We start from the raw sequence: 26,651 nt of genomic DNA on the forward strand, positions 1-26,651 counted from the left end.
GTAACAGCTCACTGGTCTAGTCAAGAGGTCTTGCGGCGAAGATGTAACGGGGCTCAAGCCACGAGCCGAAGCTTTGGGTGCACCTTATGGTGCGCGGTAGCGGAGCGTTCCGTGATATAAGCTCTTGCCTCTTCTGACCTGTCTCCCTCGCAAGAGGGTGGGTCAGCGGAGGCGCGAGCTTTACTGTGAAGCCGGGGCGTAAGCCATCCGGTGGAGTGATCGGAAGTGAGAATGTTGACATGAGTAGCGACAAACAGGGTGAGAGACCCTGTCGCCGAAAGTCCAAGGGTTCCTGCTTAAAGCTAATCTGAGCAGGGTAAGCCGGCCCCTAAGGCGAGGCCGAAAGGCGTAGTCGATGGGAACCAGGTTAATATTCCTGGGCCAGGAGATGGTGACGGATCGCAAGTGTTGTTCGGCCTTATCGGATTGGCCGGGCAGCTGAGCGGTCCCTGGAAACAGCCCTCCATCAGACCGTACCCTAAACCGACACAGGTGGACTGGTAGAGAATACCAAGGCGCTTGAGAGAACCACGTTTAAGGAACTCGGCAAAATACCTCCGTAAGTTCGCGAGAAGGAGGCCCCGTCAGCAGGCAACTGCCGGCGGGGGGCACAAACCAGGGGGTGGCGACTGTTTACTAAAAACACAGGGCTCTGCGAAGCCGTAAGGCGACGTATAGGGTCTGACGCCTGCCCGGTGCCGGAAGGTTAAAAGGAGAGGTGCAAGCCTTGAATTGAAGCCCCGGTAAACGGCGGCCGTAACTATAACGGTCCTAAGGTAGCGAAATTCCTTGTCGGGTAAGTTCCGACCTGCACGAATGGCGTAACGACTTCCCCGCTGTCTCAAACGTGGACTCAGCGAAATTGAATTGTCTGTGAAGATGCAGACTTCCCGCGGTTAGACGGAAAGACCCCATGCACCTTTACTATAGCTTCGCACTGGCATCAGGATTGTGATGTGCAGGATAGGTGGTAGGCGCTGAAACCGGGACGCCAGTTCCGGTGGAGCCTCCCTTGAGATACCACCCTTCGCACTCTTGATGTCTAACCGCGGCCCGTTATCCGGGTCCGGGACCCTGCGTGGTGGGTAGTTTGACTGGGGCGGTCGCCTCCCAAAAAGTAACGGAGGCGCGCGAAGGTTGGCTCAGAGCGGTCGGAAATCGCTCGTCGAGTGCAATGGCAGAAGCCAGCCTGACTGCAAGACTGACAAGTCGAGCAGAGACGAAAGTCGGCCATAGTGATCCGGTGGTCCCGAGTGGAAGGGCCATCGCTCAACGGATAAAAGGTACGCTGGGGATAACAGGCTGATGATGCCCAAGAGTCCATATCGACGGCATCGTTTGGCACCTCGATGTCGGCTCATCTCATCCTGGGGCTGGAGCAGGTCCCAAGGGTATGGCTGTTCGCCATTTAAAGAGGTACGTGAGCTGGGTTTAGAACGTCGTGAGACAGTTCGGTCCCTATCTGCCGTGGGTGTAGGATACTTGAGAGGAGTTGCCCCTAGTACGAGAGGACCGGGGTGAACGTTCCACTGGTGGACCTGTTGTGGCGCCAGCCGCAGTGCAGGGTAGCTATGAACGGAAAGGATAAACGCTGAAGGCATCTAAGCGTGAAGCCCCCCTCAAAACAAGGTATCCCTTGAGAGCCGTGGAAGACCACCACGTCGATAGGCCGGAGATGTAAGCGCAGCAATGCGTTCAGTTGACCGGTACTAATCGCTCGATTGGCTTGATTTGATCCGGAAGAAGACAGACCAGAAAAAACTACCTGCACGTCAGCTTCCAAAAAGCATCCTTGGACAACCAACCCGAATGGGTCACGCCGATACGCTCCTTTCCCGGTCTGGTGGCTTTAGCACGAGCGAAACACCCGATCCCATCCCGAACTCGGCAGTTAAGCGCCGTAGCGCCAATGGTACTGCGTCAAAAGACGTGGGAGAGTAGGTCACCGCCAGACCTGGAAAGAAGCGTAACTCTCTCAACAAACTACCGCGGGGTAGAGCAGCCCGGTAGCTCGTCAGGCTCATAACCTGAAGGTCGCAGGTTCAAATCCTGCCCCCGCAACCAAATATTCCAACAAACTCGTCGCACCAGCGGCGGGTTTTGTCATTTTTGCTGTCTTTCCAGTAGCTTGCCGTTCGGTCCATTCGAGGATGGTCCGCAATTCGCCATGCAGCGTGGCGTAGAGTTCCCCCCGTTCCGGGCCGGGAGTCAGCACAATCTTCTCGATCAGGGCGCGCAAATCCTGCGACGCTTCCTGCCGCTCTTCCTTGCGGTTGAGGGCCTTCGTCAGCGCGACGACCTTCTTTGCGTAGATGGCCGAAGCACTCGGCAGAATGTCCGGCGTGTCCGCCGGCGCATCGGCGAGCAGGGTCGTCAGTTCCTCCCTGCGCGCTTCCAGTCCCGTCATCTTCTCCTTCATCGACGGATGATACATGCCGTCCGCAATGGCCTCGACGATCTGCGCGATCTGCTTCTCGACCTTCACCAGTTCGGCCTTCCAGGAATCGCCGTTCGAGCGGCGTTCCCTGTTCAGCCGGTTCGTCTCTTCCGCATAGGCGCGCATGGCGTCCTCGACGATCTCCGGCGCCATCATCCGGTCTTTCAATCCGGCAAGCACACGCCGTTCCAGGTCTTCGCGCGCAATGCCGCGGCTGTTGGAGCAGGAGCCCTTGCTGATATGGTTCGAGCAGGCGAAGCGGTCGGCGCCGCGCAGCGAGTAGGGACCGCCGCAGCAGCCGCAGAACACCAGCCCCGACAGCAGCGACTTCGGACGCCGCGCGCCGTTCAGCCGGTTCTTCTTGTGGTGTGCGCGGACGGCTTCGGTGACATTGGCGAACTTCTCGGCGATTTCGCCCTGACGCGCGCGCACCGCCTGCCAGAGTTCGTCGTCGACGATGCGCAGGTCGGGAACGTCCTTGACGATCCATTCCGATTCCGGGTTGAGCCGCGAGACGCGCTTGCCGGTCGACGGGTCTTTGAGATAGCGCAGCCGGTTCCAGATCAGGCGGCCGATGTAAAGCTCGTTGTTCACGAGGCCCGTGCCGCGCTTCACATGGCCCCGGATCGTGGTGTCGCTCCAGAGCCGTCCTTCGGGGCCGGGGACGCCTTCCTCGTTCAATGTGCGGGCAATGGTGCGCGGGCCGATGCCTGCGGCAAACTCGCGGAAGATGCGCCGCACGACATTGGCCTCGGCTGCGTCGATCTCACGGTCGCCCCGGATCGGATCGCCGCGCGCATCGAGTTGCTTCACCACCTTGTAGCCATAGCAAAGCCCGCCGCCCGACTTGCCGTCCTCGACGCGGCCACGGATGCCGCGATGCGTCTTGGCGGCAAGGTCTTTGAGGAACAGCGCGTTCATCGTCCCCTTGAGGCCGACATGCAGCTCGGAAATCTCACCTTCGGCCAGCGTGACGATGGGAACGCCGGCGAACTTCAAATGCTTGAACAGCGTCGCCACATCGGCCTGATCGCGCGAGATACGGTCCAGCGCCTCGGCCAGCACCATGTCGAACTGGCCCGCCTGCGCATCCTGCAAGAGCGCCTGGATGCCGGGCCGCAGGATCATGCTTGCGCCGGAAATGCCCGCATCCTTGTAGGTGCCGACGATCTTCCACTTCTCGCGCTTGGCCTGCTCGCGGCAGATGCGTAGCTGGTCGTCGATGGACGCCTCGCGCTGGTTGTCGGAGGAATAGCGGGCATAGAGGGCAACGCGGGTCATCGGTCGATCCTTTCAAAACTCCATGGTCAGCGGCGCACGGCACCGCTCTTCTTTGCGCGGGCCAGTTCGAGGAAGTTGGCCCTGATCTTCGCAAACAGCCCCGGCGGGATGAAACCATAGGCAAACTCGCCCCGCCTGCCGGGAACCTGCGACAGCCCGCCATTGGGCCATTCGTCGATGTTATGCTCCGAGACGATCACCCAGCTCGGCGCGTCGTCGAGGCCGATGGCCTGCTTCACCTTCGCCGGGATCTCGATGCCGACCGTATCGCCGGAAGGCGGCGTGTGGGTGATCGGTAGCAGCACCACATGGCGCGGGCGCACAAGCGCATCGGTCGCGGCGACGAGGCAGGCCGGGCGGTCCTTGCCCTGATCCTGGCCGGCGGCAGCCTCATGCGTCCAGAGGTAATCGTAGCGGAGGACGAGGCCGGGCTTCGGTTCAGGGATCGCCACGTCGCCCGCCTTACTTCAACAGGTCGTCGAGGTGGGCATGTTCGGGGTCCATCTCGGCCCGCTCCACGGCGTCGATGACAACATCGGCGGCATCCGCCGTGCGGTGCGTCCGCTGCGCGGCGGCGCGGAGCCAGTCGTAGTGGTCGGCGGTCATCAGCACGAACTCGCGGCGGCCGTGCCGGGTGATCTCCACCGGCTCGCGCTGCGCCTGATGCTGGAACTCGCCGAACTTGCGCTGGAATTCGAGGGAACCGACTGTCGGCATGGCTGGCATCCTTTCGATTGGGATACCTGAATTATACGTGTAATTCGTGTTATTACAAGGATGGAGTTACGCATCCTCGCCTGCCGGGCGCTTCTTCTGCGCCCTGCGTTCCAGCGCGATCTTGCGCTCGAACTGCTCGCGGGCGATCTGGCGGCCGATCAGCCGGGCGAGGGAGCGGATGGCTGCATCGGCGCGCGCAGGTTCGTTCCGGCCTGCTTCCGGTCCTATGACCTCGATGCTGATCCTGTCGCGTTTGAGCGCCATCGTCTCCGAAATTCCCTTGCCCGGAAGGGGCAGGGGCCATCGAAGAACCGCTCGCGCATGAAAGAAAAGCCCCGCATCGTAGCCGTGCGGCATATGGGATACTGTAGCGTAAAATAGGGACGGTCTGTAATCGGGAGAGCATCGCGCAATGGAGATCGACAAGGACAAGATCGACGATGCGATTCTCGCGCTGCTCTACCTGACGCTCGACCGGGACGGCCGCGCATGGAAGGGATTCGACTGGAGCGCGATGAACCGGCTGCACGAGAAAGGCTTCATCGGCGATCCGGTCAACAAGGCGAAATCCGTCTGGCTCACCGACGAGGGGATCGCCAGATCGGAGCAGCTCTTCCGCGAAATGTTCACGGTCGAGAAGTGAACCTGACGGGCTTCAATGCCGATTGAGCCGGGTCTGCTCCGCGACCGCCTGCTCCAGAATCCGCTTGTAGCCGGTTTTCGTCATCCATCGCGCGCGGGCCAGATGGCTTTCCCAGCAGCGCCGCGTGCGCGCCGGATCGTTGGAAGGATCACGGTGCAGGACAATCTGCGCCACCTCGGTCCAGTCCGCGCCTTCCGCATCCGCGTCGAGCAGGCGCAGATAGGTCACGAAATGCTCTTCGTCGTAGGTCGTGATGTCGGGGCCGGTCGGTGCTTCGTCCTCGACATCGGGGTCCAGTTCCGGCTGGACACGCATCGGTTCGTCTCCCTGCTTCTCGGAATGGTGTCCGCGGTGCGCCCCCGCAAACCATCCTTGTCACCCTGGTGATCGGGGAGTTCGAAACCGTCACGAAACGGCCCCGTGGCCTTTAGGCGGGTAGCCCTGGACATGCGCCACGGGCTCCCCGACCATAAGGTCAAGGAGTGTGGTGCCGTTCTGGCCAGCACCAGCCATTCGTGAGGGGTTTCGAAGCCCCGGAGCAGCGCGTCTGCTCTGCGCTCAATCTATCCGGTCGGAGGCCGAAAGTAACCCGGTTTGTGAAGGCAAGAGCTAAGGGCTTTGCCCTCGCGCACCGCAAGAAAACTCTTTGCCCTTTCGCGGCATAAACGGCCTGCTCCCCGCAAGCGGGTCCCCTCCATTTATTCCACGAACCAAAGACTTCTCTTGCGCCTTGCTACCCCTGGCTCGCCGCCGGGCAAGGGTTCAGGAGCGGCGCTTCGCTGCTCTGAACCCAAAATCCAAAGGACAGAGACATGACCGGCAACGCCAACACCCCCCGCAATATGATTTTCAATGGCGATTGCATCGACGTGATGCGGTCTTTCGACAGGGGAGCGGTTGATTTCATCCTGACCGATCCGCCTTATCTTGTGAACTATCGCAGCCGCGACGGCAGGAAGGTGGCGAACGACGACAATTCCCGTTGGCTTCGCCCCGCCTTCAACCAGATGCACCGCGTTTTGAAGGATGGAGGTTTCGCCGTTTCCTTCTACGGCTGGAACAAGGTGGATTTGTTCATGGACGCATGGAAGGCGGCCGGCTTCCGCATTGTCGGGCATATCGTTTTCCGCAAGCGTTATGCGTCGTCGGCGAAGTTCCTGCGCTACCAGCACGAACAGGCTTATTTGCTGGCGAAGGGCAATGTTTCCCTTCCCGAAAACCCCATCCCGGACGTGATCGACTTCCCCTATGCGGGCAACAAGCTGCATCCGACGCAAAAGCCGGTCGAGGCGTTGCGCCCGTTGATCGAGGCTTTCACGAAGCCCGGCGACCTGGTGCTGGACCCGTTCAGCGGCAGCGGTTCGACACTGGCGGCGGCGCAGCAGCTCGGCCGCGACTGGACCGGCATCGAGCTGGACAGCCGACACCACCAGACGGCCAGCAAGCGGCTTGCCTGGATGCAGCAGCAGCGCGAACGGGCGGCGGCTTAGATCGCCCCTTTCCCCCGGACATATGCGCCCGTTTGAGCGGCGGGCGCATCACCCTCACCATTAATATGAAAGGGCATGATATGCGCTGGATTGTTACGGTTGACCATCATGGCGGCTGCATCGGCATGGGAGAGGACGCGGACGGCGTTCCTACCCGTGGCGCCCCCGAGCAGGGCGACGCCCTGCCGATGGAGTTCCGTCTATACGAAGCAAGCGGGAATCTTCTCTTTGAAGGCCGTTGCGGCGACATTGATGCGGATTGGTGGCATGGCTTCGAGCCGCTGAATTACCTATGGCAGCCGTTCCGTTGCCGCCGCCTGTCCTATCGGCGCGCGGGGACGGATGAGCCGTGGCGCTGGCTGCGCCCGTAGGATAACCGCAAGACCGAAACACTAGGGCCGCCGATCCAGATGGACCGGCGGCCTTCGCGTGTCCGGGCGCCGCCGCGCCGAAAAAATCGCGCTCGCCGGGCCTCGCGCCCGGCTCGCCGGCTCTTGCCAGAGCCGAAAAAGAAGCTGGCGCTGATAAGGCCGGACTCTCACTATATAATGCCAGCCTTGCTAGTTTTATTCTGGCGTTTCCCTGACTCTTTACTTCTGGCGCAGGCTTTCAGCGCCCGGATAAAGAGGTGACGCCATGCTGTCAGGCATAGATTGGCGTGCATCGGTGGCCTACAGGCACGCAAAGACAATCCCCGCCGCCGGTTTCGCCTGGGAATATCTGAGACGCGATGATGAATATCATCAAGACTTCCGGGCTATTTCGCGCATGAAGAATCCGACAGGCTCCCGGCTCGATGCGTTCACACGACGCTGGGGGTTGCGATTTCCCCTGCGATCCTGAAACGCTCGCCGACCGGCAGTCCCAATTCTGGATTCCGAGCCTTCAGCCCCAGGCCGTCATGTTGTCGCCAGCCCCCGAGCCTACCAGCCCGGAGGCGCCGACATTCACGCTGGCCCATCTCGACGGCCTCGATCTGCGCCGCGCGGATGATGGCTGGCATGGACTCTGGCGGGTGGATGGCGTCGCGCATCAGTTCTGGCTTCCCGAGGCGGTCCCCGACGCCGCAGCGTTCTATGCCGTCACCTTGCCGATGGATTCCTTTCTCGAGCTGCGCGCCCATGCGGCGCGGCGCTTGTGGAGATCCCTGAACGGTCGCACGCCTGGCCCGGATTTCCGCGCCATGCCGTCGCAGATGCGCCAGTTTCATATTCTCTCCCTGCGCGCGCTTGACGCCAAACTACATGGCGAAAGCCATCGCACCATCGGCGAAGTGCTGCTCGGGTTTCGCGGCGACAATATCGATTGGGAAAGCGATCCGCGCCGCAACAAGGTCCGCCGCCTGGTCGCCCATGGTCTTGCCATGATGAAAGGCGGCTACCGGCTGCTGTTGCACTATCCGATCAAGCGTCGGCACGAATAACCGCCACCTCGTTGAAGCCCGCACAACCGGGCCGTCAAAGTATAGTCGCAACTACAGCCCTGCACGGATCGCCGATCCCTCGCCACGGTTCGCTTCAGCCCGCTGCCGCCGCTGACGGCAGCCTGAACGAACCCGAGGTGATCCCATGCCCGACCCGCTGGCGGACCTGCCGCCGAGATTCCTGCACACCAAGGAAGCCGCCTATTTCCTCGGCCTCTCGCGCCGAACCCTTGAGAAGCATCGGACCTATGGCACCGGCCCGGTTTACCGCAAGGTCGGTGGCCGCGTCCTCTATGCCATCCGCGATCTGGAAGCCTGGACCGAGGCCGGCGCCCGCACATGCACACGGGACAAGGAGGCCGGCACGGTCTTTCCCCCGCATCGGCCCACACCCGAAGAACGGGACCGGCACTGAATGTCGCGGGACGACGATGACAGCCCCGCCCGGCCGGAGGGCGCCAGCGAGCGCAGCTGTCTCGACCCGTTCATCGTGGCGACCGGCGACGCGCCGCCGCGCGACCAGCGCGACTTGATGGAACGGCCCTTCTTCTCGCTGGCCAAGCGCCCGCGTACCACGCCGATCCTTTATCGGGCCGCCGATGTAGAGGTGCAGGTCTTCGCCATGCCCGAACACGGCATGGCGACGATCTGGGACGCGGACGTTCTGATATGGGCCGCTTCGCAGATCGTCGCGGCCGAGAACAACGGTTTCACCACGTCGCGCTTCTTCCGCTTCATGCCCTATCAGCTCCTGCGCGCTATCGGGCGGGCGACGGGCAACCGGGATTACCTGCTGCTCAAGGCCGCGCTCGCGCGGCTGCAATCCACCGTCATCGCCACGACTATCCGAAACGGCGCGCATTGGCGGCGGCGGCAATTCTCATGGATCAACGAATGGGAGGAATTGACGACACGCGGCGGCCGCGTCGAGGGCATGGAGTTCGTCCTGCCCGAGTGGTTCTACGCCAGCGTCCTGGACCGTTCCCTGGTCCTGACCATTGACCCGGCCTATTTCCGGCTGACAGGCGGTATCGAGCGATGGCTGTATCGCGTCGCCCGCAAACACGCCGGACGCCAGCCCGAGGGCTGGGTGTTCGAGGTTTCCCACCTTCACCAGAAATCCGGCAGCCTCGCGCGACCGTCCGACTTCGCGCTCGACTTGCGCCGGATCGCGGCGAGCCAATCGCTGCCCGGCTATCGGCTCCAGATCGAGCGGGAGGACGGGCGCGAACTGCTGCGTTTCCTTCCCGAAAATCCATCCACAGTGCCTGTGGATAACCATGTGAATCCTATCGGGACATTAGGCGCACGAAGTATCGGGACATTAGGCGCAAATCTCGCCGCGCACTCTATAGAAGAATCTAACAAAGAATCTAACTCTTCTTCTTTGACGCGCGCACACGCGAGGCGTGGTGCCGGTGCCGTGCCGCGAGGTGCGCCATGATGCGTGCGCTCGACCTCTTCAGCGCCGCGGCGGGCGGCTGGTCGCTCGGCCTGCACCGCGCCGGCTTCGTCACCATCGCCGCCTGCGAAATCGTCGAATGGCGGCGCATCCTTTACGCAGAGAACAATCCCCATGTCAGACTCTACGAGGACGTGCGCGGACTCACGGCAGCTCGCCTTGTTTCCGACCTTGGAATCCTGCCCGACATCATCGTCGGCAGCCCACCCTGCCAGGATATCTCCAGCGCCAACACCAAGGGCAAAGGCATCGAGGGCGAGCGATCGGGCCTCTATCTCGAAGCCGTCCGCCTGGTCGGAGATTGCCGCCCTCGCTGGTTCGCTTTTGAGAATAGCCCTAATCTCAGAACTCGCGGCGCTGACCGGCTGCTCGATGAGCTGGAAACGCTCGGCTACGCCGTCGAGCCGTGCGTGGTGGGTGCTGACAGCGTTGGCGCCAACCATGTCCGCAAGCGGTCATGGCTCATCGGTTATGACCCCGGCCAGCTTGCCGACACCCGTGTCGCAATCCCAGCAGGGTGGCATCCGTCTGGAGGGTGGTTCTGGCGCGCGCAGGGCGATGAAGGAATCGGGCCTCTACGACCTGTTCCGCAGGCAGACCCTCGCGACGCCGAGGAAATCGGATGCGGATCGCGGTGGCAGGGGCGACGTGTTGAGCCAGTTGCAGGGCCATGCCAGCCGCCATGCGGGCATGATGCCGACGCCGGTGAAGCCGAATGGCGGCCGCAGGTTGAGCGCGCAGGAGATCGAGACGGGACGCCGGGCGAATGGCGCGAAGGCGCAGATCGACACGCCGAACCTGTTGCGCCATGCGGCGGAAATCCTGCCGACGCCGACGAAGCGCGACAGCCGCATGGACGGCTGGAGTCCGGCCTACGACCGCAGGAAATCCCCGACGATGGACGCGGTGATGGATGGCGCGATGACGGATCGCGCGCCGGACAAATGGGCGGGCGCGCGGGCGCTGGCGGTGATGTTGCGGAACCATGGGCTGACTGGAACGGCGGCCTTGCCCATCACCTACGGCTGGATGATGGGCTTTCCGCCTGGGTGGCTGACATGCGCATTGCGCTCGGCAGTCGCAAAGGGACGGCTGCGGCCAGCCTGATCGTCGAAGCCTTCGGCGACGCCGTTCTTCCGCAAATCCCCGAAGCCATCGGCCGCGCCATCCTGCGCACCGAAGCCGCGCTCGACGCCGTGCTGGTGCGCTCCACCCCCGAGATTCCCGGAGACGAATCATGACCCGCCGCGCCCATCGCAGCGCGCACGGCCGTCCGCTGCCGGACGGACCCGCGCCTTTCACCACCCTGGTCGAACTCACCTTCGAGAAACGCAAGGTCGAGCACTGGATCAGGTTCGGCCGCAAGAGCTACGAACAGATCATCGACCGCCGCCGCAGCACCGTCGGCTTCGCGCCGGAAAGCATCTTCGCCTTCGTCCGATGGGCGAGCGGCGAGCATGGCACGGTCGTTTCGCGCATCGACATCGTGCGGGCCATCGGGCGCGGCGAACCATATCAAACGCTGCCCTTCGTGCGCCCCGGTGGCGAAATCCTGTTGCGGCTCGACGGCTGGCCGAAGGTGCAGCGCGCGCTGGCCGTGATCGACGCCGTGGAATCGCTCGGCCTCGACCCGGCCGAGGTATCGCCGGACTACTGGCGTCACGCGCACAACCGCCTGACCGCCAATCTGGAGCCGAGCGCCTACACGCCCGAACGTCATGCGGCATGGATCGGACGCCGGAGGATCGACCCATGACGCGCCGCCGCTATCTCGCGGTCACGGCGCTGGCCGCAATCGGCATCGCCGCCGCAAACACCGTCGCGACGCCGACGAAATTCATCTGGAACGCCACCGCCAGCGCGCCGGTCGGCTTCTACACGGTCGAGCCGGCCGACGCGCTCGACGTGCCGGAGCTGGTCGCAGTCCAGCCGCCCGAACCGCTCGCCGCCTTCATGGTCGGACGCGGCTATGTCGGGCGCGGCGTTCCGCTGTTGAAGCGCGTCCTCGGCCTGCCGGGACAGCGGGTTTGCCGCACCGGCCGCACGATCACGGTTGACGGGATCGAGATGGGCGATGCGCTCGACCGTGACCGGATCGGCCGGGAACTGCCCATCTGGCAAGGCTGCCGGACCATCGGCGACGACCAGATTTTCCTCATGAATTGGGATGTCCGCGACAGCCTCGACGGCAGGTATTTCGGACCCATCCCCGTAAGCTCCGTCATCGGCCGGGCGGTCCCGCTCTGGACCGATGAGGAAGGCGTCGGCCGCTACGAGTGGCGCGTGCCGACCACTGATTTCCCCCAACCAGAAGGAGACTGACCATGCCAGCCAATATCTTTGAACCCACCGCCAACGGCTATGCCGGTCGCGTCCGACAGTTCGGCATCGACGAGGAAATCGTTCTTGTCGCCATCGAGCCGGGCGACGGCGAGAACACGCCAGCCTATCGCGTCCACCTCGATGACGAGGACGGCCCCGACATCGGCGGTGCGTGGAAACGTGTCGGCGAACGCGCAGGGAATTATATCGCGCTGGAGATCGACAGTCCGCTTTTCCCCGCGCTGTTTCGTCCGGCGCTGTTCCAGGCCGACGACGAGGGGCGCACCTTCCGGCTCGCATGGAAGCGGCCACGGGCGCGCGAGGATCGGGGCTGATCGGTGCGCGTTCCGGTCATCCCTTTGTTCGCGGGAAATCCGTCTCATCCCTTCGTCCCGCTCGGGCGCAGGACGGCCAGCGCCCGCAGCGAAGGTCAGGGGCGGCCCCCGGCCGGCGCTTGCGCCTCGCCCTTGACCGCAGCGAGGACGATGGCAGGCTGGAGCCATTGCGGAGACAGGGCGGCATGGCGTCTTGCCGTCCTGTTGCTCGCCGGGGCGCTTTCCGTCTGCGCCGGATCGAGCGTCGCGGTCGCGCAATCCGCGTCGGTCGAGCGCCCGGCAGCCGCCCATCCCCATGCCGCTCACATCGCCGAGGCGTCGCAGCGTTTCGGCATCCCCGAGCACTGGATTCGCGCCGTGCTGCGCGCCGAAAGCGCGGGCGACATGCGCGCGGTTTCGTCTGCCGGGGCGATGGGGTTGATGCAGGTAATGCCCGACACATGGGCGGGCCTGCGCGTCCGCCATGGCCTCGGCCGCGATCCCTACGACCCGCGCGACAACATCATGGCAGGGACGGCTTACCTGCGCGAAATGTTCGACAGATACGGCAATGTCGCGGCAATGCTGGCGGCATACAATGCCGGCCCCGGTCGCTACGACGAGCACCGCGCAACGGGCCGCCAGCTTCCCGCCGAAACCCGCGCCTATGTCGCCGCGCTCGCCCCGATCCTTGGCGGCGCGGCTCCATCGGATGCGCCGTCCCGGCAACCGCCGCCGCCGCGCGATTGGCGCGATGCGCCGCTGTTCGTCCAGCGCCAGGACGACAGCCGGGCGACCGTCACCCCGCCGTCCGACGCCCAATCCGGCGACCTGTTCGCGTCCGTCTCGGAGCGGGATCGCCGATGAAGATCGCCTATGCCGACCCGCCCTATATCGGCTGCGCGCATCTCTATCGCGACCATCCCGACTATGCCGGCGAGGTCGATCATGCGCGCCTGATCGAGCGGCTGGAGCGCGACTATGACGGCTGGATATTACACGCCGCCGCGACACCGCGCTCCATCGCAACGCTCGCCCCGCTGGTCGAGCGGACGGGCGCGCGGTGGATGGCATGGGTGAAGGGATTTGCCGCGTTCAAGCGCAATATCCCCGTCGCTTTCGCGTGGGAGCCGGTCATCGTGAAGGCGGCGCGAAAGCCTGTCGTCAGCAAGCGGCTGGTGATGCGGGACTGGATTCAGGAGAGCATCACGCTTCGCCGCGGCCTCACCGGCGCGAAGCCGGAAGCGGTCTGCCATTGGGCGTTCGAGATGGTCGCCGCGCGCCCCGACGACACGCTCGACGACCTCTTCCCCGGCACCGGCGCGGTCGCGGAAGCGTGGCGCACATGGCGTCTCAAATTCGCTTTGCCGGACGAGCCGGCGGCGCGCGTCGCGCCTCGCGGTGTGCAGGAACGGCAGGCGGACGGGGCGGGATCATGAGGACCGGAGGGGCGGAAAGGGCGGGATTTTACGAGGGCAAGATAAAGGAACATGGCACCATGTCGGGCCAGTTCTCGAATTTATTGTTGTCTGCACACTGTTTAGGGGAGCCGCGAGCGGCACCCTGTTTTCGGACCCCGCGTGCCGCGATCTGGCGCAAAGCCTTAGCTTTGCAGGGTTTTGACCGGCACTATAGGCCCATATCGGCCTGTTTTCGGCGGTTTTGGCTGGAGGCGCGTCCATGAGCGCCGACGACGAAAACCGCTTCCGTCCGAAGCTCGGACGCATCCGATCCGACACGCCAAAGGCGGGCAGGACCAGGAGTTTTCTAACCCAGGCCAAGAAGCTCGCCCGGCAGCACAGAACCGCCAATCCCAAATACGCGCCGCGCCTGGAATCCCGCACGGCGGCGAAGGGCGGCAAGGGTTCTCGTTCGGCCAAGGGGCCGGGCGTCCGGCGCGGTCGCGGCGCAGCCTTCGTTCGCGCCCGCACCCTGTCGGGCGGCTGGCGTCACAGCGCGCCGGGAATGCGCCGCGTCATCGTGAAAACCCGCTACGTCAAGGACGCCGGCAGGAACGGCAGATCGGCCGCCCATCTGCGCTATATCCAGCGTGACGGCACGTCGCGCGATGGCGAGCGCGGTCAGCTCTATTCGGCGACCGAGGACCGCGCCGATGGCGATGCTTTCGTCGAGCGCGGCAAGGAGGATCGGCATCAGTTCCGGTTCATCATCTCGCCGGAGGACGGCGCCGACCTCATGGACCTGACAGCGCACACGCGCGACCTCATGCCAGATCGAAGCCGACCTTGGCACGAAACTCGATTGGGTGGCGGTCAATCACCACAACACCGGCCATCCGCATGTGCATGTCATCGTCCGCGGCAAGGACGATCTCGGCGAGAACCTTGTCATCAATGGCGACTATCTCGCCAACGGCATCCGCGAACGCGCCAGCGAGTTGACCACGCTGGAGCTTGGCCCCGTGACCGAGATCGAGCAGGCCCGCAAGCTGTCGGCCGAAATCGACCAGGACCGTTTCACCCGGATCGACCGGGCGATGACCGAGGAAGCCGACGACAGGTTTCTCGACCTGCGCCATGAGCCGGACGAACCGCGCCGCCAGTTCAACCGGGCGCTGCGCCTGCGTCGTCTCGCCAGGCTGGAGAAGATGGGGCTGGCGACCGAACACGCGCCGGGCGTTTGGGAGTTAAGCGAGAAGATGGAACCGACCCTGCGGGAGATGGGAGAGCGCGGCGACATCATCCGCAACATGCACAAGGCGCTGAAGGCCGATGGCATGGAGCGCGATCCCACGACCTTCCATATCCATGATGGGCCGCCCGAGGCTCCCATCGTTGGCCGCGTCGTGGATAAATACCTGTCCGACGAGCTGGGGGAGAACCTGACCGTTGTGGTGGATGGCATCGACGGCCGGACGCACCATGTCGCCGGCATCGACCCGGCCCGCGTCGAGGATGCGCGTATCGGCAGCGTCATCGAGATCGGCCCGGCCGACATCGCGCAGCGGCCATCCGACCGGACCATTGCCGCCATCGCCGAGGATGGCGTCTATCGGCCGAGCCGTCATCTGGAGCAGGCGAAGTTCGAGGGCCGTGTTCCGGGGAGCGATTACGAGGGATATGTCGATGCCCATGTGCGCCGGCTGGAGGCATTGCGCCGCGCCGGGATCGTCGAGCGGATCGACGCCGACCAATGGCGCATCCCCGACGATTTCGAGAGCCGCGCCACCGCCTACGATGCGGGCCGCAACCGGCAGGCCAGCGTTCGCGTCCTGTCGGCCCTCGATCTCGAAAAGCAGATCGGCGCGGACGGCGCGACCTGGCTCGACAGGCGGTTGCTATCCGCCGATGCATCGGATCTCGCCCCGGCCGGTTTCGGCCAACAGGTCCGCGAGGCGATGGACCAGCGCCGCGAACATCACATCGACCAAGGCGACGCCACGCGCAGCCGGGACGGTCGAATCTTCTATCGGCGCAATCTTCTCGCCACCCTACGCGAGCGGGAAGTTGCCCGCGCCGGTGCGGAGATGGCCGAGGGTAAGGCGCTGCCGTTCCGCGCCGCCAAGGATGGCGAGAGTGTCAGCGGCAAGTTCACCGGGACTGTCCAGCTAACCAGCGGCAAATTCGCCATCGTGGAAAAGAGCCACGAGTTCACCCTTGTCCCGTGGCGGCCCGTCATCGACCGCCAGCTCGGCCGCGAGGTCGTTGGCGTCGTGCAGGGCGGATCGGTGTCGTGGCAGTTGGGGCGGCAGAGGGGGTTGGGATTGTAGTCCCGATTATTCGGCCGCCTGACCACGCTGTTGCTCGCGTTCTAGCGAAGGCTTCTGCCGATCATTGCTATGATAATCTCGTAGAGTTCGGCTTGCGCCTGCTTGGCGGTGATCTCGCCGGTTGCGGCGGCATGGGACAACGCATCGGCCGCACCGAGCATCGCCCAAAAGCTGGACTGCAAAATGCCTGCTGGTCCCGAGAACGGGGCCAACGCCTTCCGGCATTTTTCGATGAACGCCTGTTGATAGTCGCGCTTCACCGCCTCCAGTTCGGGGGAGCCGGCAAGCCCGGCAAGAACGCCGGGAATCTCGCGGCCCTGGGCCAGCACACATTCGACATAGGACGAGGCGATGACCCTCGCGGTTCCTTCCAGGGTTGGTTCGCGGGCCTCAAGCGCAGCGTCGATCACCGCCGTCTGCCGCGCATCGAAATCCTGATAAAGCGCGGTCAGCAATCCGGTGCGGGTGCCGAAATGGTCATAGATCACCGGCTTGGTGACGCCCGCCTCATCCGCCATGCGCGGCAAGGTCAGCGCGTCGGTGCCTTCCTCGCGCGCGAGCCGCCACGCCACATCGAGGAGCTGGCGAAGCCGGTCCTCACGGCTCAAACGAACGCGCTTCGCGGCGATCTGACTGTCATCGGGTATGCTTGACATCTCTATATACCAAAGGTAACTTACCTGAAGTATATAGAGACTGCTCACCAAACGCAACCACCTGCCGGACCCCGCTCCGGCGGCCGAAACGGCGTGCTCGCGCGCGCCGTTCGCAGAGGACTTTTGCCCGATGACCGATATGAAGCTCCCAACCTCCGCAAATCGAAAGGCATGGCTTGGCCTCATGGCCGTGCTGCCGCTTGTCCTGCTAGTCGCCATGGACGGTTCGATTCTTTACCTCGCCATGCCGCACATCACCTCCGCGCTGCGGCCGACCGCCGACCAGGCGCTATGGATTCTCGACATTTATGGCTTCGTGGTCGGTTCGCTGCTGATCGCCTTCGGCAATATCGGCGACCGCTATGGGCGGCTCAAGCTCATGATGGTCGGCGCGGTGATCTTTGGAGTGGGATCGCTCGGCGCAGCCTATGCGCAATCGCCATTGATGCTGATCGCCGCGCGGGCGCTCATGGGGCTGGGCGGCGCGACATTGCTGCCGTCCGGGCTGGCGATTGTCAGCGCCCTGTTTCCCGACTCGCGTATGCGCGCCCGCGCTATCGGCATCTTCGCGGCGACTTTCGCGGCCGGCTTTGCCATCGGTCCCCTGATCGGCGGCATGTTGCTCCGGCAATTCGAGTGGGGCGTCGTCTTCCTCATCAATGTCCCCGTGGTGCTTGCCTTCCTGATCGTCGCGCCGATCCTGCTGCGCGAAGTCCGCTCGACGACTTACGGGCGGATCGACATGCCGAGCCTGCTGCTATCGTTCGTCGGTATCCTGCTATTCACATGGTCGCTCAAGACCGCCGCCGCCGAAGGCTTTACGGCGATGCAGTCGGCGGGCGGGATCATCGGCATCATTGCCGTCGCGCTGTTCCTGCGCCGGCAGACCCGCATCGACTATCCGCTGCTCGACCTTAACCTGTTCCGTGATCGGATATTCTCCATTGCGATCCTGACCGGCCTTCTGTCCCTCGTGGTCTGGTCCGCCGCCAGCTACCTGTCCGGCATCTATCTGCAAACCGTCCTCGGCTTCGACGTGTTCACGACCGCGCTGCTCACGCTGCCGGGGGCTATCGTGCTGACCGCGACATGCGTGGGAACCGCGCGGATCGTGGAGTGGATCGGCCGCAAGACCGCCCTCGTGGCGACGCATCTGCTGATAAGCGCCGGCGTCTTCATGCTGCTGCTCACCAGCACCGAGGTCGGCGTCCCGGCCTTCATCGCGTCAACGATGATTGCAGGCATCGGCTACGGCCTGTCGTTCAGCCTTGTGGCCGAGGTCGCTGTTTCGGCGGTTCCAGCCGAGCGAGCCGGTGCGGCCGGATCAATCGCGGAAACCAGCAACGAGTTGGGCAATGCCCTCGGCATCACCTTGCTCGGATCACTGGCCGCTTTGAGCTTCCGGCTGCTCGGCCCCGGCGTGGCGGGAACCCTCAACGAAACGCTCGATCATGCGGGCATTGCCCCGGAAGCCGCCGCACAGGCGAAGGAAGCGTTCCTTACTGGCCTGCATATCGCGGTCGGCGTCGGCGGGCTGCTCACGCTGATCGTCGGCATCGTCGCGTGGCTCTGGCTGCCGAGAAAGCTGCCGGAATAGCGATGCGGCGGCGATCAGCACCTACGATTGATCGTCAAGGGGGGATGCCAGCCTCACTCGGCTCGCGCATCCCCCTCGCATCGTTGATCCAGATGCTCGCCGTCGCCGAATACTTGAGCTTCCACCGTGCCGCCAAAGCACTCGGCGTCAGCCAGCCCAGCGTCAGCGCAAGGATCAGGACGCTGGAGGAAGATCTTGGCGTCCGCCTGTTCGAGCGCAACACACGGGGCGTCCGGCTCACCGAAGCCGGGCGCTTGTTCGTTGAACGGGTATCGGCGGGTGTCGATCAACTCGATCATGCGGTGAAGACTGTCGGCATGGCGGCATCGGGCGAGTGCGGCCGGCTTCGCATCGGCATCCATGCCCTGATCCCCCGCAGCTTCCTCGCTGAACTGATCGCGCAGTATCGAGAAGCCCATCCGGGCATCGAGGTCGAGATCACCGAAGGCACGGCGCGCGATGCGGTCATGCAACTTCGCGCCGACCGGCTGGACGTGGCGTTCGTCGCCGGAAGCCCGGAACTGCCCGACTGCCATAGCCGCCTGATCTGGACCGAACCGCTGCTGGCCGTGCTGCCGGAACAGCATCCGCTCGCCGCGCAGCCCGCCATCACCTGGGCCGATCTTGCAGGGGAGACGTTCCTTGTCCGGCACGGCGGCACCGGCCCGCAGGTCCACGAGCATATCCTGCTGCGCCTCGCCGGGCGCTGGCTCGCGCCGTCGATCCTGCGCTTCGACGTGGGGCGCGGCACGTTGCTGTCGATGGTCGGGCAGGGCTTCGGCATCACCATCGTCGGAGCGGCCACGTCGCTGTTGCCGACAACCGGCATCGTGTTCCCGCCGTTCGCCGACGAGCCGGAGCCGGTCCCGTTCTCGGCCGTCTGGTCGCCGTTCAACCGCAATGCGACGCTGCGCAATATGCTCACGCTCGCGGGCAAGATGAGCCGTCCCAGCGATTCGTTTCGGTTGGCGCGGCAGCAGTAGCGAGACGGACGGGCGCGCGGACACGAACCGTCCTATTTACCGCCACCAGTATCCGGCAGCACTCCCGCATCATCTTTCCTGTTGCCCACCCTGATTTTGCCTACTCTCTGATCGGCTCCGTCCCTTTTGCAGACTGGAGCCTGGATGCGTGGTGGCCGAATCTTATGGGGCCAGATCGCGGTGGTTTTCACCATCGTTCTGGTGATGACCTGGGCGGCGACGCAATGGGTTGCCTTCCGCCTCGGCTTCCAACCCCAGCTTGGCGATCCGTGGCTCGAGCTGGTCGGCTGGCCGATCTACTACCCGCCCGCCTTCTTCTGGTGGTGGTTTTCATTCGACGCCTATGCGCCCGCGATTTTCGTGGAAGGCGGCATCATCGCCGTATCGGGCGGCTTCCTCGCCATCGCCGCCGCGATCATGATGTCGATCATCAGGGCGCGGGAGGCTCGCAACGTCGCCACCTATGGTTCGGCGCGATGGGCGGAAGATCGGGAAATCCGCGCCGCCGGTCTACTCGGTCCCGATGGTGTCGTGCTTGGCAGGCATCCCCAGGACTATCTGCGCCATGACGGCCCCGAGCATGTCCTATGCTTCGCCCCGACCCGCAGCGGCAAAGGTGTCGGGCTGGTGGTGCCGACCCTGCTGACATGGCCCGGCTCGGCCATTGTTCACGACATCAAAGGGGAGAACTGGACGCTGACAGCGGGCTTCCGCGCAAAGCATGGCCGTGTGCTGCTGTTCGACCCCACGAACGCGAAGTCCTCGGCCTACAACCCGTTGCTCGAAGTCCGGCAAGGTGAATGGGAAGTGAGGGACGTTCAGAATATCGCGGATATTCTGGTGGACCCCGAAGGTAGCCTCGACAAGCGCAATCATTGGGAAAAGACCAGCCACAGCCTGCTTGTCGGCGCGATCCTGCATGTTCTCTATGCGGAGAAGGACAAGACGCTGGCGGGCGTCGCCAACTTCCTGTCCGACCCGCGCCGTCCGGTCGAGGCGACCTTGCGCGCCATGATGGAAACGCCGCATCTCGGCGAAGCCGGCATTCACCCCGTCATCGCGTCGTCGGCGCGGGAACTGCTCAACAAGAGCGAGAACGAGCGGTCAGGCGTTCTCAGCACCGCAATGTCCTACCTTGGCCTTTACCGCGATCCCGTGGTGGCGCGCGTCACGGCCCGCTGCGACTGGCGCATTGCCGATCTGGTCGGCAGCCGCCAGCCGGTTAGCCTCTATCTTGTCGTGCCGCCGTCCGACATTAACCGCACCAAGCCGCTCATTCGCCTGATCCTCAACCAGATCGGCCGCCGGCTGACCGAGGATTTGAACACGTCCGGCAAGCGCCACCGCCTGCTGTTGATGCTCGACGAGTTTCCGGCGCTCGGCAGGCTGGATTTCTTTGAATCCGCGCTCGCCTTCATGGCCGGCTACGGAATGAAATCCTTCCTGATCGCGCAGAGCCTCAACCAGATCGAAAAGGCATACGGCGCGAACAACAGCGTCCTGGACAACTGCCATGTCCGCGTTGCCTTCGCCACGAACGACGAGAGGACCGCCAAGAGGATCAGCGAAGCCCTCGGCACCGCGACGGAGATGCGCGATTCCACCAACTATGCCGGGCATAGGCTGGCCCCGTGGCTGGGGCATTTGATGGTATCACGGCAGGAGACGGCCCGACCGCTGCTCACGCCGGGCGAGGTGATGCAGCTTCCGCCATCCGACGAAATCGTCATGGTCGCCGGAACGCCGCCGATCCGGGCCATCAAGGCGCGCTACTTCGAGGATGCGCGGTTCATGGAACGCATCCTGACCCCGCCCGATCCGGCATCCGGTCCCGCCACGAACCCGTCATCGGATGATTGGTCGAGCCGCGTGGTCGCGGCGACGGGCCATCCTGCGACGGACGCAGTAGATGAGGCCGAGGGCGACCCAGCCAATGCCGGCATCCGCCGCGAGCCGGAATTGCCCGAGCATGAGGAAATCGTCCCGCCACCGCCGTCGCCCGCGCAGGAGTTCGACATTCTGGCCGACGAACCGGACGTTGACGCGGCCAAGGCCCGCGCCATGCGCCAGCGCATGCGGATGGTGGCGCGGCAGGTCGCCATGAACCCCGATGACGGCATTGAGCTTTGAAGGACCGCCCATGACCACAAGAACCCGAATGAACGTCTATTTCGACCCGGAACTGCTCGAACAGGTTGAGATGCTGGCCTTGCGCCGGCAGGTGTCGAAATCCGCCATCGTCGAGGCCGCTGTCGCCTCCTTCCTTTCCGGCGACGCGGGGGATCGGCTGGAGGCGGCCATGTCGCGCCGCCTGGACAGGATCGGGCGCCAGATCGACACGCTCGACGAAGATCTCGCCGTGCTTGGCGAGACGGTCGCGCTGTTCATCCATTTCTGGCTTGCGTCCACGCTGCCGCTGCCGGACAGCGCGCAAGCCTCGGCGCGCGCCAAGGGCGTCGAGCGGTTCGAGGGCTTCATGCAGATGCTTGGTCGGCGGCTGGCGACGGGAGACAGGTTTCTCAAGGAACTGTCGCGCGACGTCGATTCGTCGGGCGACGTTCCTTTGCCGGAGCAGTCCGAGAAGGATGACGACCGTTCCTGAATCCCCGGCCTATCCTATTTTCCGCATATCACCGCATCGCGCCGCACGGACTTAAATACTTGTTGAAGCGGCCGGATTTCGGCCTCTCTTAATCGACCCCGATCCGGGGATCGCCTGTCGCGTCCCCACCGAAAGCCGGGGCCGACATGACCACCAACCATCACAGATCAGAAGCGATCCAGCGCGGCGCGCGCATGTTGCGCACCGCGCTCGGGCCGGCAATCGCGCGCCTGCTCGAAGACCCCGCCGTGGTCGAGGTGATGCTGAATCCCGATGGCCGCCTTTGGGTGGACCGGCTTTCCGAAGGGCTGGCCGACACGGGCGAGCGCCTGTCCGCCGCCGATGGCGAACGCATCGTGCGGCTGGTCGCGCATCATATCGGCGCGGAGGTTCACGCTCGTAGCCCGCGCGTCTCGGCCGAGCTTCCCGAAACCGGCGAGCGGTTCGAGGGCTTGTTACCCCCGGTGGTTTCAGCGCCGGCGTTCGCCATCCGCAAGCCGGCCGTGGCGGTGTTCGGCCTCAACGACTATGTGGCCGCCGGCATCATGACCGCCGATCAGGCGGATATGCTACGCGCCGCTGTCCAGTCCCGCGCCAACATCTTGGTGGCGGGCGGCACCAGCACGGGCAAAACGACGCTGACCAACGCGCTGCTCGCCGAGGTGGCGAAGACGGCGGATCGCGTCGTCATCATCGAGGACACGCGCGAGCTGCAATGCGCGGCGCCCAATCTGGTGGCGATGCGGACGAAGGATGGCGTTGCCAGCCTGTCGGACCTTGTGCGGTCGTCGCTGCGCCTGCGCCCCGACCGCATCCCCATCGGCGAAGTGCGCGGCCCCGAAGCCCTCGACCTTCTGAAAGCCTGGGGAACCGGCCATCCGGGCGGTATCGGCACCATCCACGCCGGTTCGGGCATCGGCGCGCTGCGCCGCCTGGAACAGCTCATTCAAGAGGCTGTCGTCACCGTTCCCCGCGCCCTGATCGCGGAAACCATCGACCTTGTTGCCGTCCTTGCCGGGCGCGGTTCCGCGCGCCGGCTGGCCGAACTCGCCCGCGTCGAAGGGCTGGGGCCGGACGGCGATTATCGCATCACCCAAGCCAACCCCAACACAGGAGAATCTTCATGATCCGCACGATTTCGCGCGGCTATCGCTTCGCCGCGACCGCCGCATCCACCCTTGCCATCAGCCTCATGCTCGCCCCGGCCGCCCATGCGTCGGGTTCGTCGATGCCGTGGGAGCAGCCGCTTCAGCAAATCCTTCAGTCCATCGAGGGGCCGGTCGCCAAGATCGTCGCTGTCATCATCATCATCGCCACCGGCCTCACGCTCGCCTTCGGCGACACCAGCGGCGGCTTCCGTCGCCTCATCCAGATCGTGTTCGGCCTCAGCATCGCGTTCGCCGCGTCGAGCTTCTTTTTGTCGTTCTTCTCGTTCGGCGGCGGGGCGCTCATCTGATGGCGGGCGGCCTCGAACAACTGGACGCGGTGCCGGGCTTCACGGTCCCGGTCCACCGGGCGCTGACCGAACATATCCTGCTCGGCGGCGCACCGCGCTCCATCGCGATTCTGAACGGAACGCTGGCCGGGGCCGTGGGCCTCGGCCTGCGCCTCTGGCTGGTCGGCATCGCCCTATGGGCCATCGGGCATTTCGCGGCCGTGTGGGCGGCGAAGCGCGATCCCCAATTCGTCGAGGTCGGGCGCAGGCATCTGCGCATCCCGGCTTTTCTGGCGGTGTGAGGGCGCGGCCATGATGAACCTTGCCGAGTATCGCCGCACCGCCGCGCGCCTCTCCGACTATCTGCCCTGGGCCGCATTGGTCGGCTCGGGCGTCGTCTTGAATAAGGACGGCTCATTCCAGAGGAGCGCGAAGTTTCGCGGTCCCGATCTGGATTCCGCCGTCGCGGCCGAACTGGTCGCCGTCGCCGGCCGGATCAACAATGCCGTGCGCCGCCTCGGATCGGGCTGGAGCATCTTCGTCGAGGCGCAGCGCAGCGAAGCCGCGACCTATCCCGACAGCATCTTTCCCGATCCCGCGTCGGCGCTGGTCGATGCAGAGCGCAAAGCCGGTTTCGAGGAAGCGGGCGCGCATTTCGTGTCCGGCTATTTCCTCACCTTCCTTTGGCTGCCCCCCGCCGAGGAAGCCGCACGGGCAGAAAGCTGGCTCTATGAGGGCCGCGAGCAATCCGGGGTAAACCCGCACGAATTGCTGCGCAGCTTCGTGGACCGCACCGACCGCGTTCTGGCGCTGCTCGACGGCTTCATGCCCGAGTGCCGTTGGATGGATGACGGTGCGACGCTGACCTATCTCCATTCGACGGTTTCCACGAACCGGCATCGCGTCCGCGTTCCCGAAGTGCCGATGTATCTGGACGCGCTGCTGGCCGACCAGCCGTTGACCGGCGGGCTGGAGCCGCGCCTTGGTAATGCACACCTGCGCGTCCTGACCATCGTGGGATTCCCCACCGCGACGACGCCGGGCCTCCTGGACGAGATGAACCGGCTGGCCTTCCCCTACAGGTGGAACACCCGCGCGATCCTGCTCGACAAGACCGACGCCACGCGGCTGCTGACCCGCATCCGCCGCCAGTGGTTTGCCAAGCGGAAGTCCGTCGCCGCGATTCTGAAAGAGGTGATGACCAACGAGGCGTCCGCGCTTGTGGACACCGACGCGGCCAACAAGGCGCTCGACGCCGACATGGCCTTGCAGGAACTCGGCGCGGACATAGCGGGCATGGCCTACGTCACCGCCACGGTGACGGTATGGGACGACGATCCCCGCCTTGCCGATGAGAAGTTGCGCCTGGTCGAGAAGATCGTTCAGGGCCGCGACTTCACCGCCATGGCCGAAACGGTCAACGCGGTTGACGCATGGCTCGGCAGCCTGCCGGGACATGCCTACGCGAACGTGCGGCAGCCGCCCATCAGCACATTGAATCTCGCCCACATGATCCCGCTTTCGGCGGTGTGGGCGGGGCCGGAACGGGACGAGCATTTCGGCGACGCTCCATTGCTATACGCCAGGACCGAAGGCTCAACCCCGTTCCGGCTAAGTCTCCATGTCGGCGACGTAGGCCACACCCTTGTCGTCGGCCCCACAGGGGCGGGCAAGAGCGTGTTGCTCGCCCTCATGGCGCTCCAGTTCCGCCGCTACCAACGCAGCCAGGTCTTCGCCTTCGATTTCGGCGGCAGCATCCGCGCCGCCGCGCTCGCCATGCGGGGAGACTGGCATGATTTGGGCGGCGGGCTGACCGAGGGTTCGGACACTTCCGTATCGCTCCAGCCGCTCGCCCGCATCCATGACACCTATGAACGCGCCTGGGCTGGCGACTGGATCGCCGCCATCCTCATGCGCGAGGGCATGACGATCACGCCCGAGGTGAAGGAGCATATCTGGACTGCGTTGACCTCGCTGGCGTCCGCGCCGGTCGAGGAACGCACCATCACCGGCCTCGCGGTCCTGCTGCAAAGCAACGACCTCAAACAAGCCCTTCGGCCTTATTGCGTCGGCGGCGCCTATGGCCGGTTGCTCGACGCCGAGACGGAACATCTCGGCGCAGCGGATGTGCAGGCGTTCGAGATCGAGGGCCTTGTCGGGACCGGCGCGGCCCCGGCGGTGCTGGCCTATTTGTTCCATCGCATCGGCGACCGGCTCGACGGGCGGCCCACGCTGCTCATCATAGATGAGGGCTGGCTTGCGCTCGACGACGAGGGGTTCGCCGGCCAGCTCCGCGAATGGCTGAAAACGCTGCGCAAGAAGAACGCCAGCGTCATCTTCGCCACGCAAAGCCTGTCCGACATCGACGGCAGCAACATCGCACCCGCGATCATCGAAAGCTGCCCAACGCGGCTCTTGCTGCCGAACGAGCGCGCCATCGAGCCGCAGATTACCGCGATCTACAGGCGGTTCGGCCTCAATGACAGGCAGATCGAGCTTGTCGCCCGCGCGACGCCGAAACGCGAATACTACTGCCAGTCGCGGCGCGGCAATCGCCTGTTCGAGCTTGGCCTGTCCGAAGTCGGCCTCGCGCTCTGCGCCGCATCCGCCAAATCCGACCAGACGCTCATTGCGCAGATCGTCGCCGAACACGGCCGCGACGGTTTCCTCGCCGCATGGCTGCGCGAGCGCGGCGTCGATTGGGCGGCCGACCTGATCCCGAACCTCACCAATCTCATCCCCCAGCCTGAACAGGAGACGACACTATGATTATCCGTTTCTCGACCCCTCGCGCCGCGCTGGTCGCGGCGGCGGTTCTCGCCATGCCGGTCGCGCTTTCGCCCATGCTGGCAAGTCCGGCCCATGCACAATTCGGCTTCGGCCGGATTGTCTATGACCCGAGCAACTACGCGCAAAACCTGCTCACCGCCGCGCGGACGCTGGAGCAGATCAATAACCAGATCACCAGCCTCCAGAATGAAGCGCAGATGCTCATCAACCAGGCGCGCAATCTGGCGAGCCTGCCGCATAGCTCGCTCCAGCAGCTCCAGCAGAACGTCAGTCGCACCCAGCAGCTTCTCGGGCAGGCGCAGAACATCGCCTTCGAGGTCGGCCAGATCGACCAGGCGTTCCAGCAGCAATATGGCAATGTCTCGCTTTCGACGACCGATGCCCAGCTTGTCGCCGATGCGCGCAGCCGGTGGGAAAACACGGTCGGCGGCTTGCAGGACGCCATGCGCGTTCAGGCGGGCGCAGTCGGCAATATCGACAGCAACCGCGCCGAGATGGCCGCGCTGGTCGGCCAGAGCCAGGGCGCGACCGGGGCGCTGCAAGCGACGCAGGCGGGCAACCAACTCCTCGCCCTCCAATCGCAGCAGCTTTCCGACCTGATCGCGGTCATCTCCGCGAACGGCCGCGCCGATGCGCTGACCGAGGCGGAGCGCGCAGCCGCCGCCGAACAGGGCCGCGAGCAGCGCCGCCGCTTCCTCACGCCGGGAAGCGGATACCAGCCGGGCAACGCGCAGATGTTCAACAACGGCAACAACTGACCGGGAGGCTC

30 protein-coding genes, 1 tRNA gene and 2 rRNA genes (1 of these 33 running past the window's edge) are annotated in these 26,651 nt (G+C 64.6%); 26 read left to right on the forward strand and 7 right to left on the reverse strand.

The genetic code is table 11. The features are described from left to right. The 3 genes from F8A10_RS03750 to F8A10_RS03760 all read left to right on the forward strand — a co-directional run. Positions 1-1,734 (forward strand): 23S ribosomal RNA (locus F8A10_RS03750); it begins 1,112 nt to the left of the window's first position. Positions 1,735-1,839: 105 nt separating this feature from the next. After that, positions 1,840-1,954: ribosomal RNA gene (gene rrf, locus F8A10_RS03755) — 5S ribosomal RNA — on the forward strand. Positions 1,955-1,987: 33 nt separating this feature from the next. After that, positions 1,988-2,064: transfer RNA gene (locus F8A10_RS03760), tRNA-Met, on the forward strand. On the opposite strand, the gene F8A10_RS03765 is transcribed toward F8A10_RS03760, so the two are convergent. The 4 genes from F8A10_RS03765 to F8A10_RS03780 all read right to left on the reverse strand — a co-directional run bounded on the left by F8A10_RS03765 (position 2,021) and on the right by F8A10_RS03780 (position 4,699). Next, complete coding sequence (locus F8A10_RS03765; protein ID WP_152367322.1) at positions 2,021-3,718, reverse strand: recombinase family protein; 1,698 nt, start codon at positions 3,716-3,718, stop codon at positions 2,021-2,023. The two genes, F8A10_RS03760 and F8A10_RS03765, sit on opposite strands and share 44 nt — an antisense overlap. A gap of 26 nt (positions 3,719-3,744) precedes the next feature. Next, a complete protein-coding gene (locus F8A10_RS03770) occupies positions 3,745-4,170 on the reverse strand; it encodes a hypothetical protein (protein ID WP_152366713.1) in 426 nt (141 codons plus the stop codon). A 10-nt stretch (positions 4,171-4,180) separates the two neighbouring features. Then, positions 4,181-4,435 carry a type II toxin-antitoxin system prevent-host-death family antitoxin gene (locus F8A10_RS03775; RefSeq protein ID WP_036703366.1) on the reverse strand — a complete coding sequence of 85 codons (255 nt, stop codon included), beginning with the start codon at positions 4,433-4,435 and terminating at the stop codon, positions 4,181-4,183. 66 nt (positions 4,436-4,501) lie between these two features. Next, entirely contained in the window at positions 4,502-4,699 is a 198-nt protein-coding gene (locus F8A10_RS03780; RefSeq protein ID WP_152366714.1) for a hypothetical protein, read from the reverse strand. Between the two features lie 148 nt (positions 4,700-4,847). Between F8A10_RS03780 and F8A10_RS03785 the strand changes: the two genes are divergently transcribed. Continuing rightward, the gene (locus F8A10_RS03785) at positions 4,848-5,078 is read left to right on the forward strand and encodes a DUF6429 family protein (RefSeq protein WP_152366715.1); all 231 of its coding nucleotides are present in this window, start codon (positions 4,848-4,850) and stop codon (positions 5,076-5,078) included. Positions 5,079-5,090: 12 nt separating this feature from the next. Here the strand turns inward: F8A10_RS03785 and F8A10_RS03790 are convergent, their stop codons facing one another. Next, the gene (locus F8A10_RS03790; protein WP_152366716.1) at positions 5,091-5,393 is read right to left on the reverse strand and encodes a DNA -binding domain-containing protein; all 303 of its coding nucleotides are present in this window, start codon (positions 5,391-5,393) and stop codon (positions 5,091-5,093) included. A gap of 557 nt (positions 5,394-5,950) precedes the next feature. Between F8A10_RS03790 and F8A10_RS03795 the strand changes: the two genes are divergently transcribed. The 12 genes from F8A10_RS03795 (at position 5,951) to F8A10_RS03850 (ending at position 13,528) form a co-directional block, all read left to right on the forward strand. Then, positions 5,951-6,568 carry a DNA methyltransferase gene (locus F8A10_RS03795; protein ID WP_406611650.1) on the forward strand — a complete coding sequence of 206 codons (618 nt, stop codon included), beginning with the start codon at positions 5,951-5,953 and terminating at the stop codon, positions 6,566-6,568. Positions 6,569-6,648: 80 nt separating this feature from the next. Beyond that, positions 6,649-6,939 carry a hypothetical protein gene (locus tag F8A10_RS03800; protein ID WP_152366718.1) on the forward strand — a complete coding sequence of 97 codons (291 nt, stop codon included), beginning with the start codon at positions 6,649-6,651 and terminating at the stop codon, positions 6,937-6,939. 265 nt (positions 6,940-7,204) lie between these two features. Beyond that, entirely contained in the window at positions 7,205-7,411 is a 207-nt protein-coding gene (locus F8A10_RS21875) for a transcriptional regulator domain-containing protein (protein ID WP_152366719.1), read from the forward strand. After that, positions 7,365-7,991, forward strand: a complete 627-nt coding sequence (locus F8A10_RS03810) for a DUF2285 domain-containing protein (RefSeq protein WP_193668147.1) — start codon at positions 7,365-7,367, stop codon at positions 7,989-7,991. Before F8A10_RS21875 ends, F8A10_RS03810 begins: the two co-directional genes overlap by 47 nt. Positions 7,992-8,136: 145 nt before the next feature. After that, positions 8,137-8,406 (forward strand): helix-turn-helix transcriptional regulator, encoded by a 270-nt coding sequence (locus F8A10_RS03815; RefSeq protein WP_152366720.1) that lies wholly within the window; start codon positions 8,137-8,139, stop codon positions 8,404-8,406. Then, positions 8,407-9,435, forward strand: coding sequence for a replication initiator protein A (locus F8A10_RS03820; protein WP_152366721.1), 1,029 nt, complete (start codon positions 8,407-8,409; stop codon positions 9,433-9,435). It begins immediately after the preceding gene. Further along, entirely contained in the window at positions 9,432-10,694 is a 1,263-nt protein-coding gene (locus F8A10_RS03825; protein ID WP_152366722.1) for a DNA cytosine methyltransferase, read from the forward strand. Before F8A10_RS03820 ends, F8A10_RS03825 begins: the two co-directional genes overlap by 4 nt. Continuing rightward, positions 10,691-11,209 carry a DUF2840 domain-containing protein gene (locus F8A10_RS03830; protein WP_152366723.1) on the forward strand — a complete coding sequence of 173 codons (519 nt, stop codon included), beginning with the start codon at positions 10,691-10,693 and terminating at the stop codon, positions 11,207-11,209. Before F8A10_RS03825 ends, F8A10_RS03830 begins: the two co-directional genes overlap by 4 nt. Beyond that, positions 11,206-11,775 carry a S26 family signal peptidase gene (locus tag F8A10_RS03835; protein WP_152366724.1) on the forward strand — a complete coding sequence of 190 codons (570 nt, stop codon included), beginning with the start codon at positions 11,206-11,208 and terminating at the stop codon, positions 11,773-11,775. The genes F8A10_RS03830 and F8A10_RS03835 overlap by 4 nt, the downstream gene beginning before the upstream one ends. A gap of 2 nt (positions 11,776-11,777) precedes the next feature. Continuing rightward, entirely contained in the window at positions 11,778-12,110 is a 333-nt protein-coding gene (locus tag F8A10_RS03840) for a DUF736 domain-containing protein (protein WP_152366725.1), read from the forward strand. A gap of 132 nt (positions 12,111-12,242) precedes the next feature. After that, complete coding sequence (locus F8A10_RS03845) at positions 12,243-12,956, forward strand: lytic transglycosylase domain-containing protein (protein WP_264675550.1); 714 nt, start codon at positions 12,243-12,245, stop codon at positions 12,954-12,956. Then, positions 12,953-13,528: a hypothetical protein gene (locus F8A10_RS03850; RefSeq protein ID WP_152366726.1), complete on the forward strand. Its 576-nt coding sequence runs from the start codon at positions 12,953-12,955 to the stop codon at positions 13,526-13,528. The genes F8A10_RS03845 and F8A10_RS03850 overlap by 4 nt, the downstream gene beginning before the upstream one ends. Before the next feature lie 328 nt (positions 13,529-13,856). Here the strand turns inward: F8A10_RS03850 and F8A10_RS03855 are convergent, their stop codons facing one another. Further along, entirely contained in the window at positions 13,857-14,243 is a 387-nt protein-coding gene (locus F8A10_RS03855) for a hypothetical protein (RefSeq protein ID WP_152366727.1), read from the reverse strand. A gap of 454 nt (positions 14,244-14,697) precedes the next feature. Here F8A10_RS03855 and F8A10_RS03860 point away from each other — a divergent pair, with 454 nt between their 5' ends. Further along, on the forward strand, positions 14,698-15,819 hold the full coding sequence (locus F8A10_RS03860; protein ID WP_264675553.1) for a DUF3363 domain-containing protein: 1,122 nt from the start codon (positions 14,698-14,700) through the stop codon (positions 15,817-15,819). Positions 15,820-15,860: 41 nt separating this feature from the next. Here F8A10_RS03860 and F8A10_RS03865 read toward each other — a convergent pair whose 3' ends face one another. After that, positions 15,861-16,427, reverse strand: a complete 567-nt coding sequence (locus F8A10_RS03865) for a TetR/AcrR family transcriptional regulator (RefSeq protein ID WP_227493408.1) — start codon at positions 16,425-16,427, stop codon at positions 15,861-15,863. Positions 16,428-16,605: 178 nt separating this feature from the next. Between F8A10_RS03865 and F8A10_RS03870 the strand changes: the two genes are divergently transcribed. From F8A10_RS03870 to trbJ, 9 genes are all read left to right on the forward strand, one after another. Further along, on the forward strand, positions 16,606-18,072 hold the full coding sequence (locus F8A10_RS03870; RefSeq protein WP_152366729.1) for an MFS transporter: 1,467 nt from the start codon (positions 16,606-16,608) through the stop codon (positions 18,070-18,072). A 92-nt stretch (positions 18,073-18,164) separates the two neighbouring features. Continuing rightward, positions 18,165-19,055: a LysR family transcriptional regulator gene (locus F8A10_RS03875; protein ID WP_227493409.1), complete on the forward strand. Its 891-nt coding sequence runs from the start codon at positions 18,165-18,167 to the stop codon at positions 19,053-19,055. A gap of 144 nt (positions 19,056-19,199) precedes the next feature. After that, on the forward strand, positions 19,200-21,185 hold the full coding sequence (locus F8A10_RS03880; protein WP_152366731.1) for a conjugal transfer protein TraG: 1,986 nt from the start codon (positions 19,200-19,202) through the stop codon (positions 21,183-21,185). A 28-nt stretch (positions 21,186-21,213) separates the two neighbouring features. Continuing rightward, the gene (locus tag F8A10_RS03885) at positions 21,214-21,657 is read left to right on the forward strand and encodes a ribbon-helix-helix domain-containing protein (RefSeq protein WP_454557371.1); all 444 of its coding nucleotides are present in this window, start codon (positions 21,214-21,216) and stop codon (positions 21,655-21,657) included. 194 nt (positions 21,658-21,851) lie between these two features. Further along, positions 21,852-22,784 carry a P-type conjugative transfer ATPase TrbB gene (trbB, locus tag F8A10_RS03890; RefSeq protein ID WP_454557384.1) on the forward strand — a complete coding sequence of 311 codons (933 nt, stop codon included), beginning with the start codon at positions 21,852-21,854 and terminating at the stop codon, positions 22,782-22,784. After that, positions 22,781-23,113, forward strand: a complete 333-nt coding sequence (locus F8A10_RS03895) for a TrbC/VirB2 family protein (protein WP_152366733.1) — start codon at positions 22,781-22,783, stop codon at positions 23,111-23,113. The genes trbB and F8A10_RS03895 overlap by 4 nt, the downstream gene beginning before the upstream one ends. After that, entirely contained in the window at positions 23,113-23,394 is a 282-nt protein-coding gene (locus tag F8A10_RS03900; RefSeq protein ID WP_152366734.1) for a VirB3 family type IV secretion system protein, read from the forward strand. Before F8A10_RS03895 ends, F8A10_RS03900 begins: the two co-directional genes overlap by 1 nt. Positions 23,395-23,404: 10 nt before the next feature. After that, entirely contained in the window at positions 23,405-25,861 is a 2,457-nt protein-coding gene (trbE, locus tag F8A10_RS03905; protein WP_152366735.1) for a conjugal transfer protein TrbE, read from the forward strand. Beyond that, positions 25,858-26,640 (forward strand): P-type conjugative transfer protein TrbJ, encoded by a 783-nt coding sequence (trbJ, locus tag F8A10_RS03910; RefSeq protein WP_152366736.1) that lies wholly within the window; start codon positions 25,858-25,860, stop codon positions 26,638-26,640. The genes trbE and trbJ overlap by 4 nt, the downstream gene beginning before the upstream one ends. Positions 26,641-26,651 lie beyond the last annotated feature (11 nt).

The organism is Paracoccus kondratievae (assembly GCF_009301415.1).
GTDB lineage: Bacteria > Pseudomonadota > Alphaproteobacteria > Rhodobacterales > Rhodobacteraceae > Paracoccus > Paracoccus kondratievae.

Coding starts and splice junctions, on each gene's coding strand:
- F8A10_RS03875 (WP_227493409.1), top strand. CDS start 18,165: ATGCTCGCCGTCGCCGAATACTTGAGCTTCCACCGTGCCGCCAAAGCA.
- F8A10_RS03790 (WP_152366716.1), bottom strand. CDS start 5,393: ATGCGTGTCCAGCCGGAACTGGACCCCGATGTCGAGGACGAAGCACCG.
- F8A10_RS03825 (WP_152366722.1), top strand. CDS start 9,432: ATGATGCGTGCGCTCGACCTCTTCAGCGCCGCGGCGGGCGGCTGGTCG.
- F8A10_RS03810 (WP_193668147.1), top strand. CDS start 7,365: ATGCGTTCACACGACGCTGGGGGTTGCGATTTCCCCTGCGATCCTGAA.
- F8A10_RS03855 (WP_152366727.1), bottom strand. CDS start 14,243: ATGCCGATCCTCCTTGCCGCGCTCGACGAAAGCATCGCCATCGGCGCG.
- trbE (WP_152366735.1), top strand. CDS start 23,405: ATGATGAACCTTGCCGAGTATCGCCGCACCGCCGCGCGCCTCTCCGAC.
- F8A10_RS03785 (WP_152366715.1), top strand. CDS start 4,848: ATGGAGATCGACAAGGACAAGATCGACGATGCGATTCTCGCGCTGCTC.
- F8A10_RS03870 (WP_152366729.1), top strand. CDS start 16,606: ATGACCGATATGAAGCTCCCAACCTCCGCAAATCGAAAGGCATGGCTT.
- F8A10_RS03830 (WP_152366723.1), top strand. CDS start 10,691: ATGACCCGCCGCGCCCATCGCAGCGCGCACGGCCGTCCGCTGCCGGAC.
- F8A10_RS03895 (WP_152366733.1), top strand. CDS start 22,781: ATGATCCGCACGATTTCGCGCGGCTATCGCTTCGCCGCGACCGCCGCA.
- F8A10_RS03840 (WP_152366725.1), top strand. CDS start 11,778: ATGCCAGCCAATATCTTTGAACCCACCGCCAACGGCTATGCCGGTCGC.
- F8A10_RS03815 (WP_152366720.1), top strand. CDS start 8,137: ATGCCCGACCCGCTGGCGGACCTGCCGCCGAGATTCCTGCACACCAAG.
- F8A10_RS21875 (WP_152366719.1), top strand. CDS start 7,205: ATGCTGTCAGGCATAGATTGGCGTGCATCGGTGGCCTACAGGCACGCA.
- F8A10_RS03775 (WP_036703366.1), bottom strand. CDS start 4,435: ATGCCGACAGTCGGTTCCCTCGAATTCCAGCGCAAGTTCGGCGAGTTC.
- trbJ (WP_152366736.1), top strand. CDS start 25,858: ATGATTATCCGTTTCTCGACCCCTCGCGCCGCGCTGGTCGCGGCGGCG.
- F8A10_RS03765 (WP_152367322.1), bottom strand. CDS start 3,718: ATGACCCGCGTTGCCCTCTATGCCCGCTATTCCTCCGACAACCAGCGC.
- F8A10_RS03780 (WP_152366714.1), bottom strand. CDS start 4,699: ATGGCGCTCAAACGCGACAGGATCAGCATCGAGGTCATAGGACCGGAA.
- F8A10_RS03835 (WP_152366724.1), top strand. CDS start 11,206: ATGACGCGCCGCCGCTATCTCGCGGTCACGGCGCTGGCCGCAATCGGC.
- F8A10_RS03800 (WP_152366718.1), top strand. CDS start 6,649: ATGCGCTGGATTGTTACGGTTGACCATCATGGCGGCTGCATCGGCATG.
- F8A10_RS03850 (WP_152366726.1), top strand. CDS start 12,953: ATGAAGATCGCCTATGCCGACCCGCCCTATATCGGCTGCGCGCATCTC.
- F8A10_RS03820 (WP_152366721.1), top strand. CDS start 8,407: ATGTCGCGGGACGACGATGACAGCCCCGCCCGGCCGGAGGGCGCCAGC.
- F8A10_RS03885 (WP_454557371.1), top strand. CDS start 21,214: ATGAACGTCTATTTCGACCCGGAACTGCTCGAACAGGTTGAGATGCTG.
- F8A10_RS03880 (WP_152366731.1), top strand. CDS start 19,200: ATGCGTGGTGGCCGAATCTTATGGGGCCAGATCGCGGTGGTTTTCACC.
- trbB (WP_454557384.1), top strand. CDS start 21,852: ATGTTGCGCACCGCGCTCGGGCCGGCAATCGCGCGCCTGCTCGAAGAC.
- F8A10_RS03900 (WP_152366734.1), top strand. CDS start 23,113: ATGGCGGGCGGCCTCGAACAACTGGACGCGGTGCCGGGCTTCACGGTC.
- F8A10_RS03860 (WP_264675553.1), top strand. CDS start 14,698: ATGGGGCTGGCGACCGAACACGCGCCGGGCGTTTGGGAGTTAAGCGAG.
- F8A10_RS03795 (WP_406611650.1), top strand. CDS start 5,951: ATGCGGTCTTTCGACAGGGGAGCGGTTGATTTCATCCTGACCGATCCG.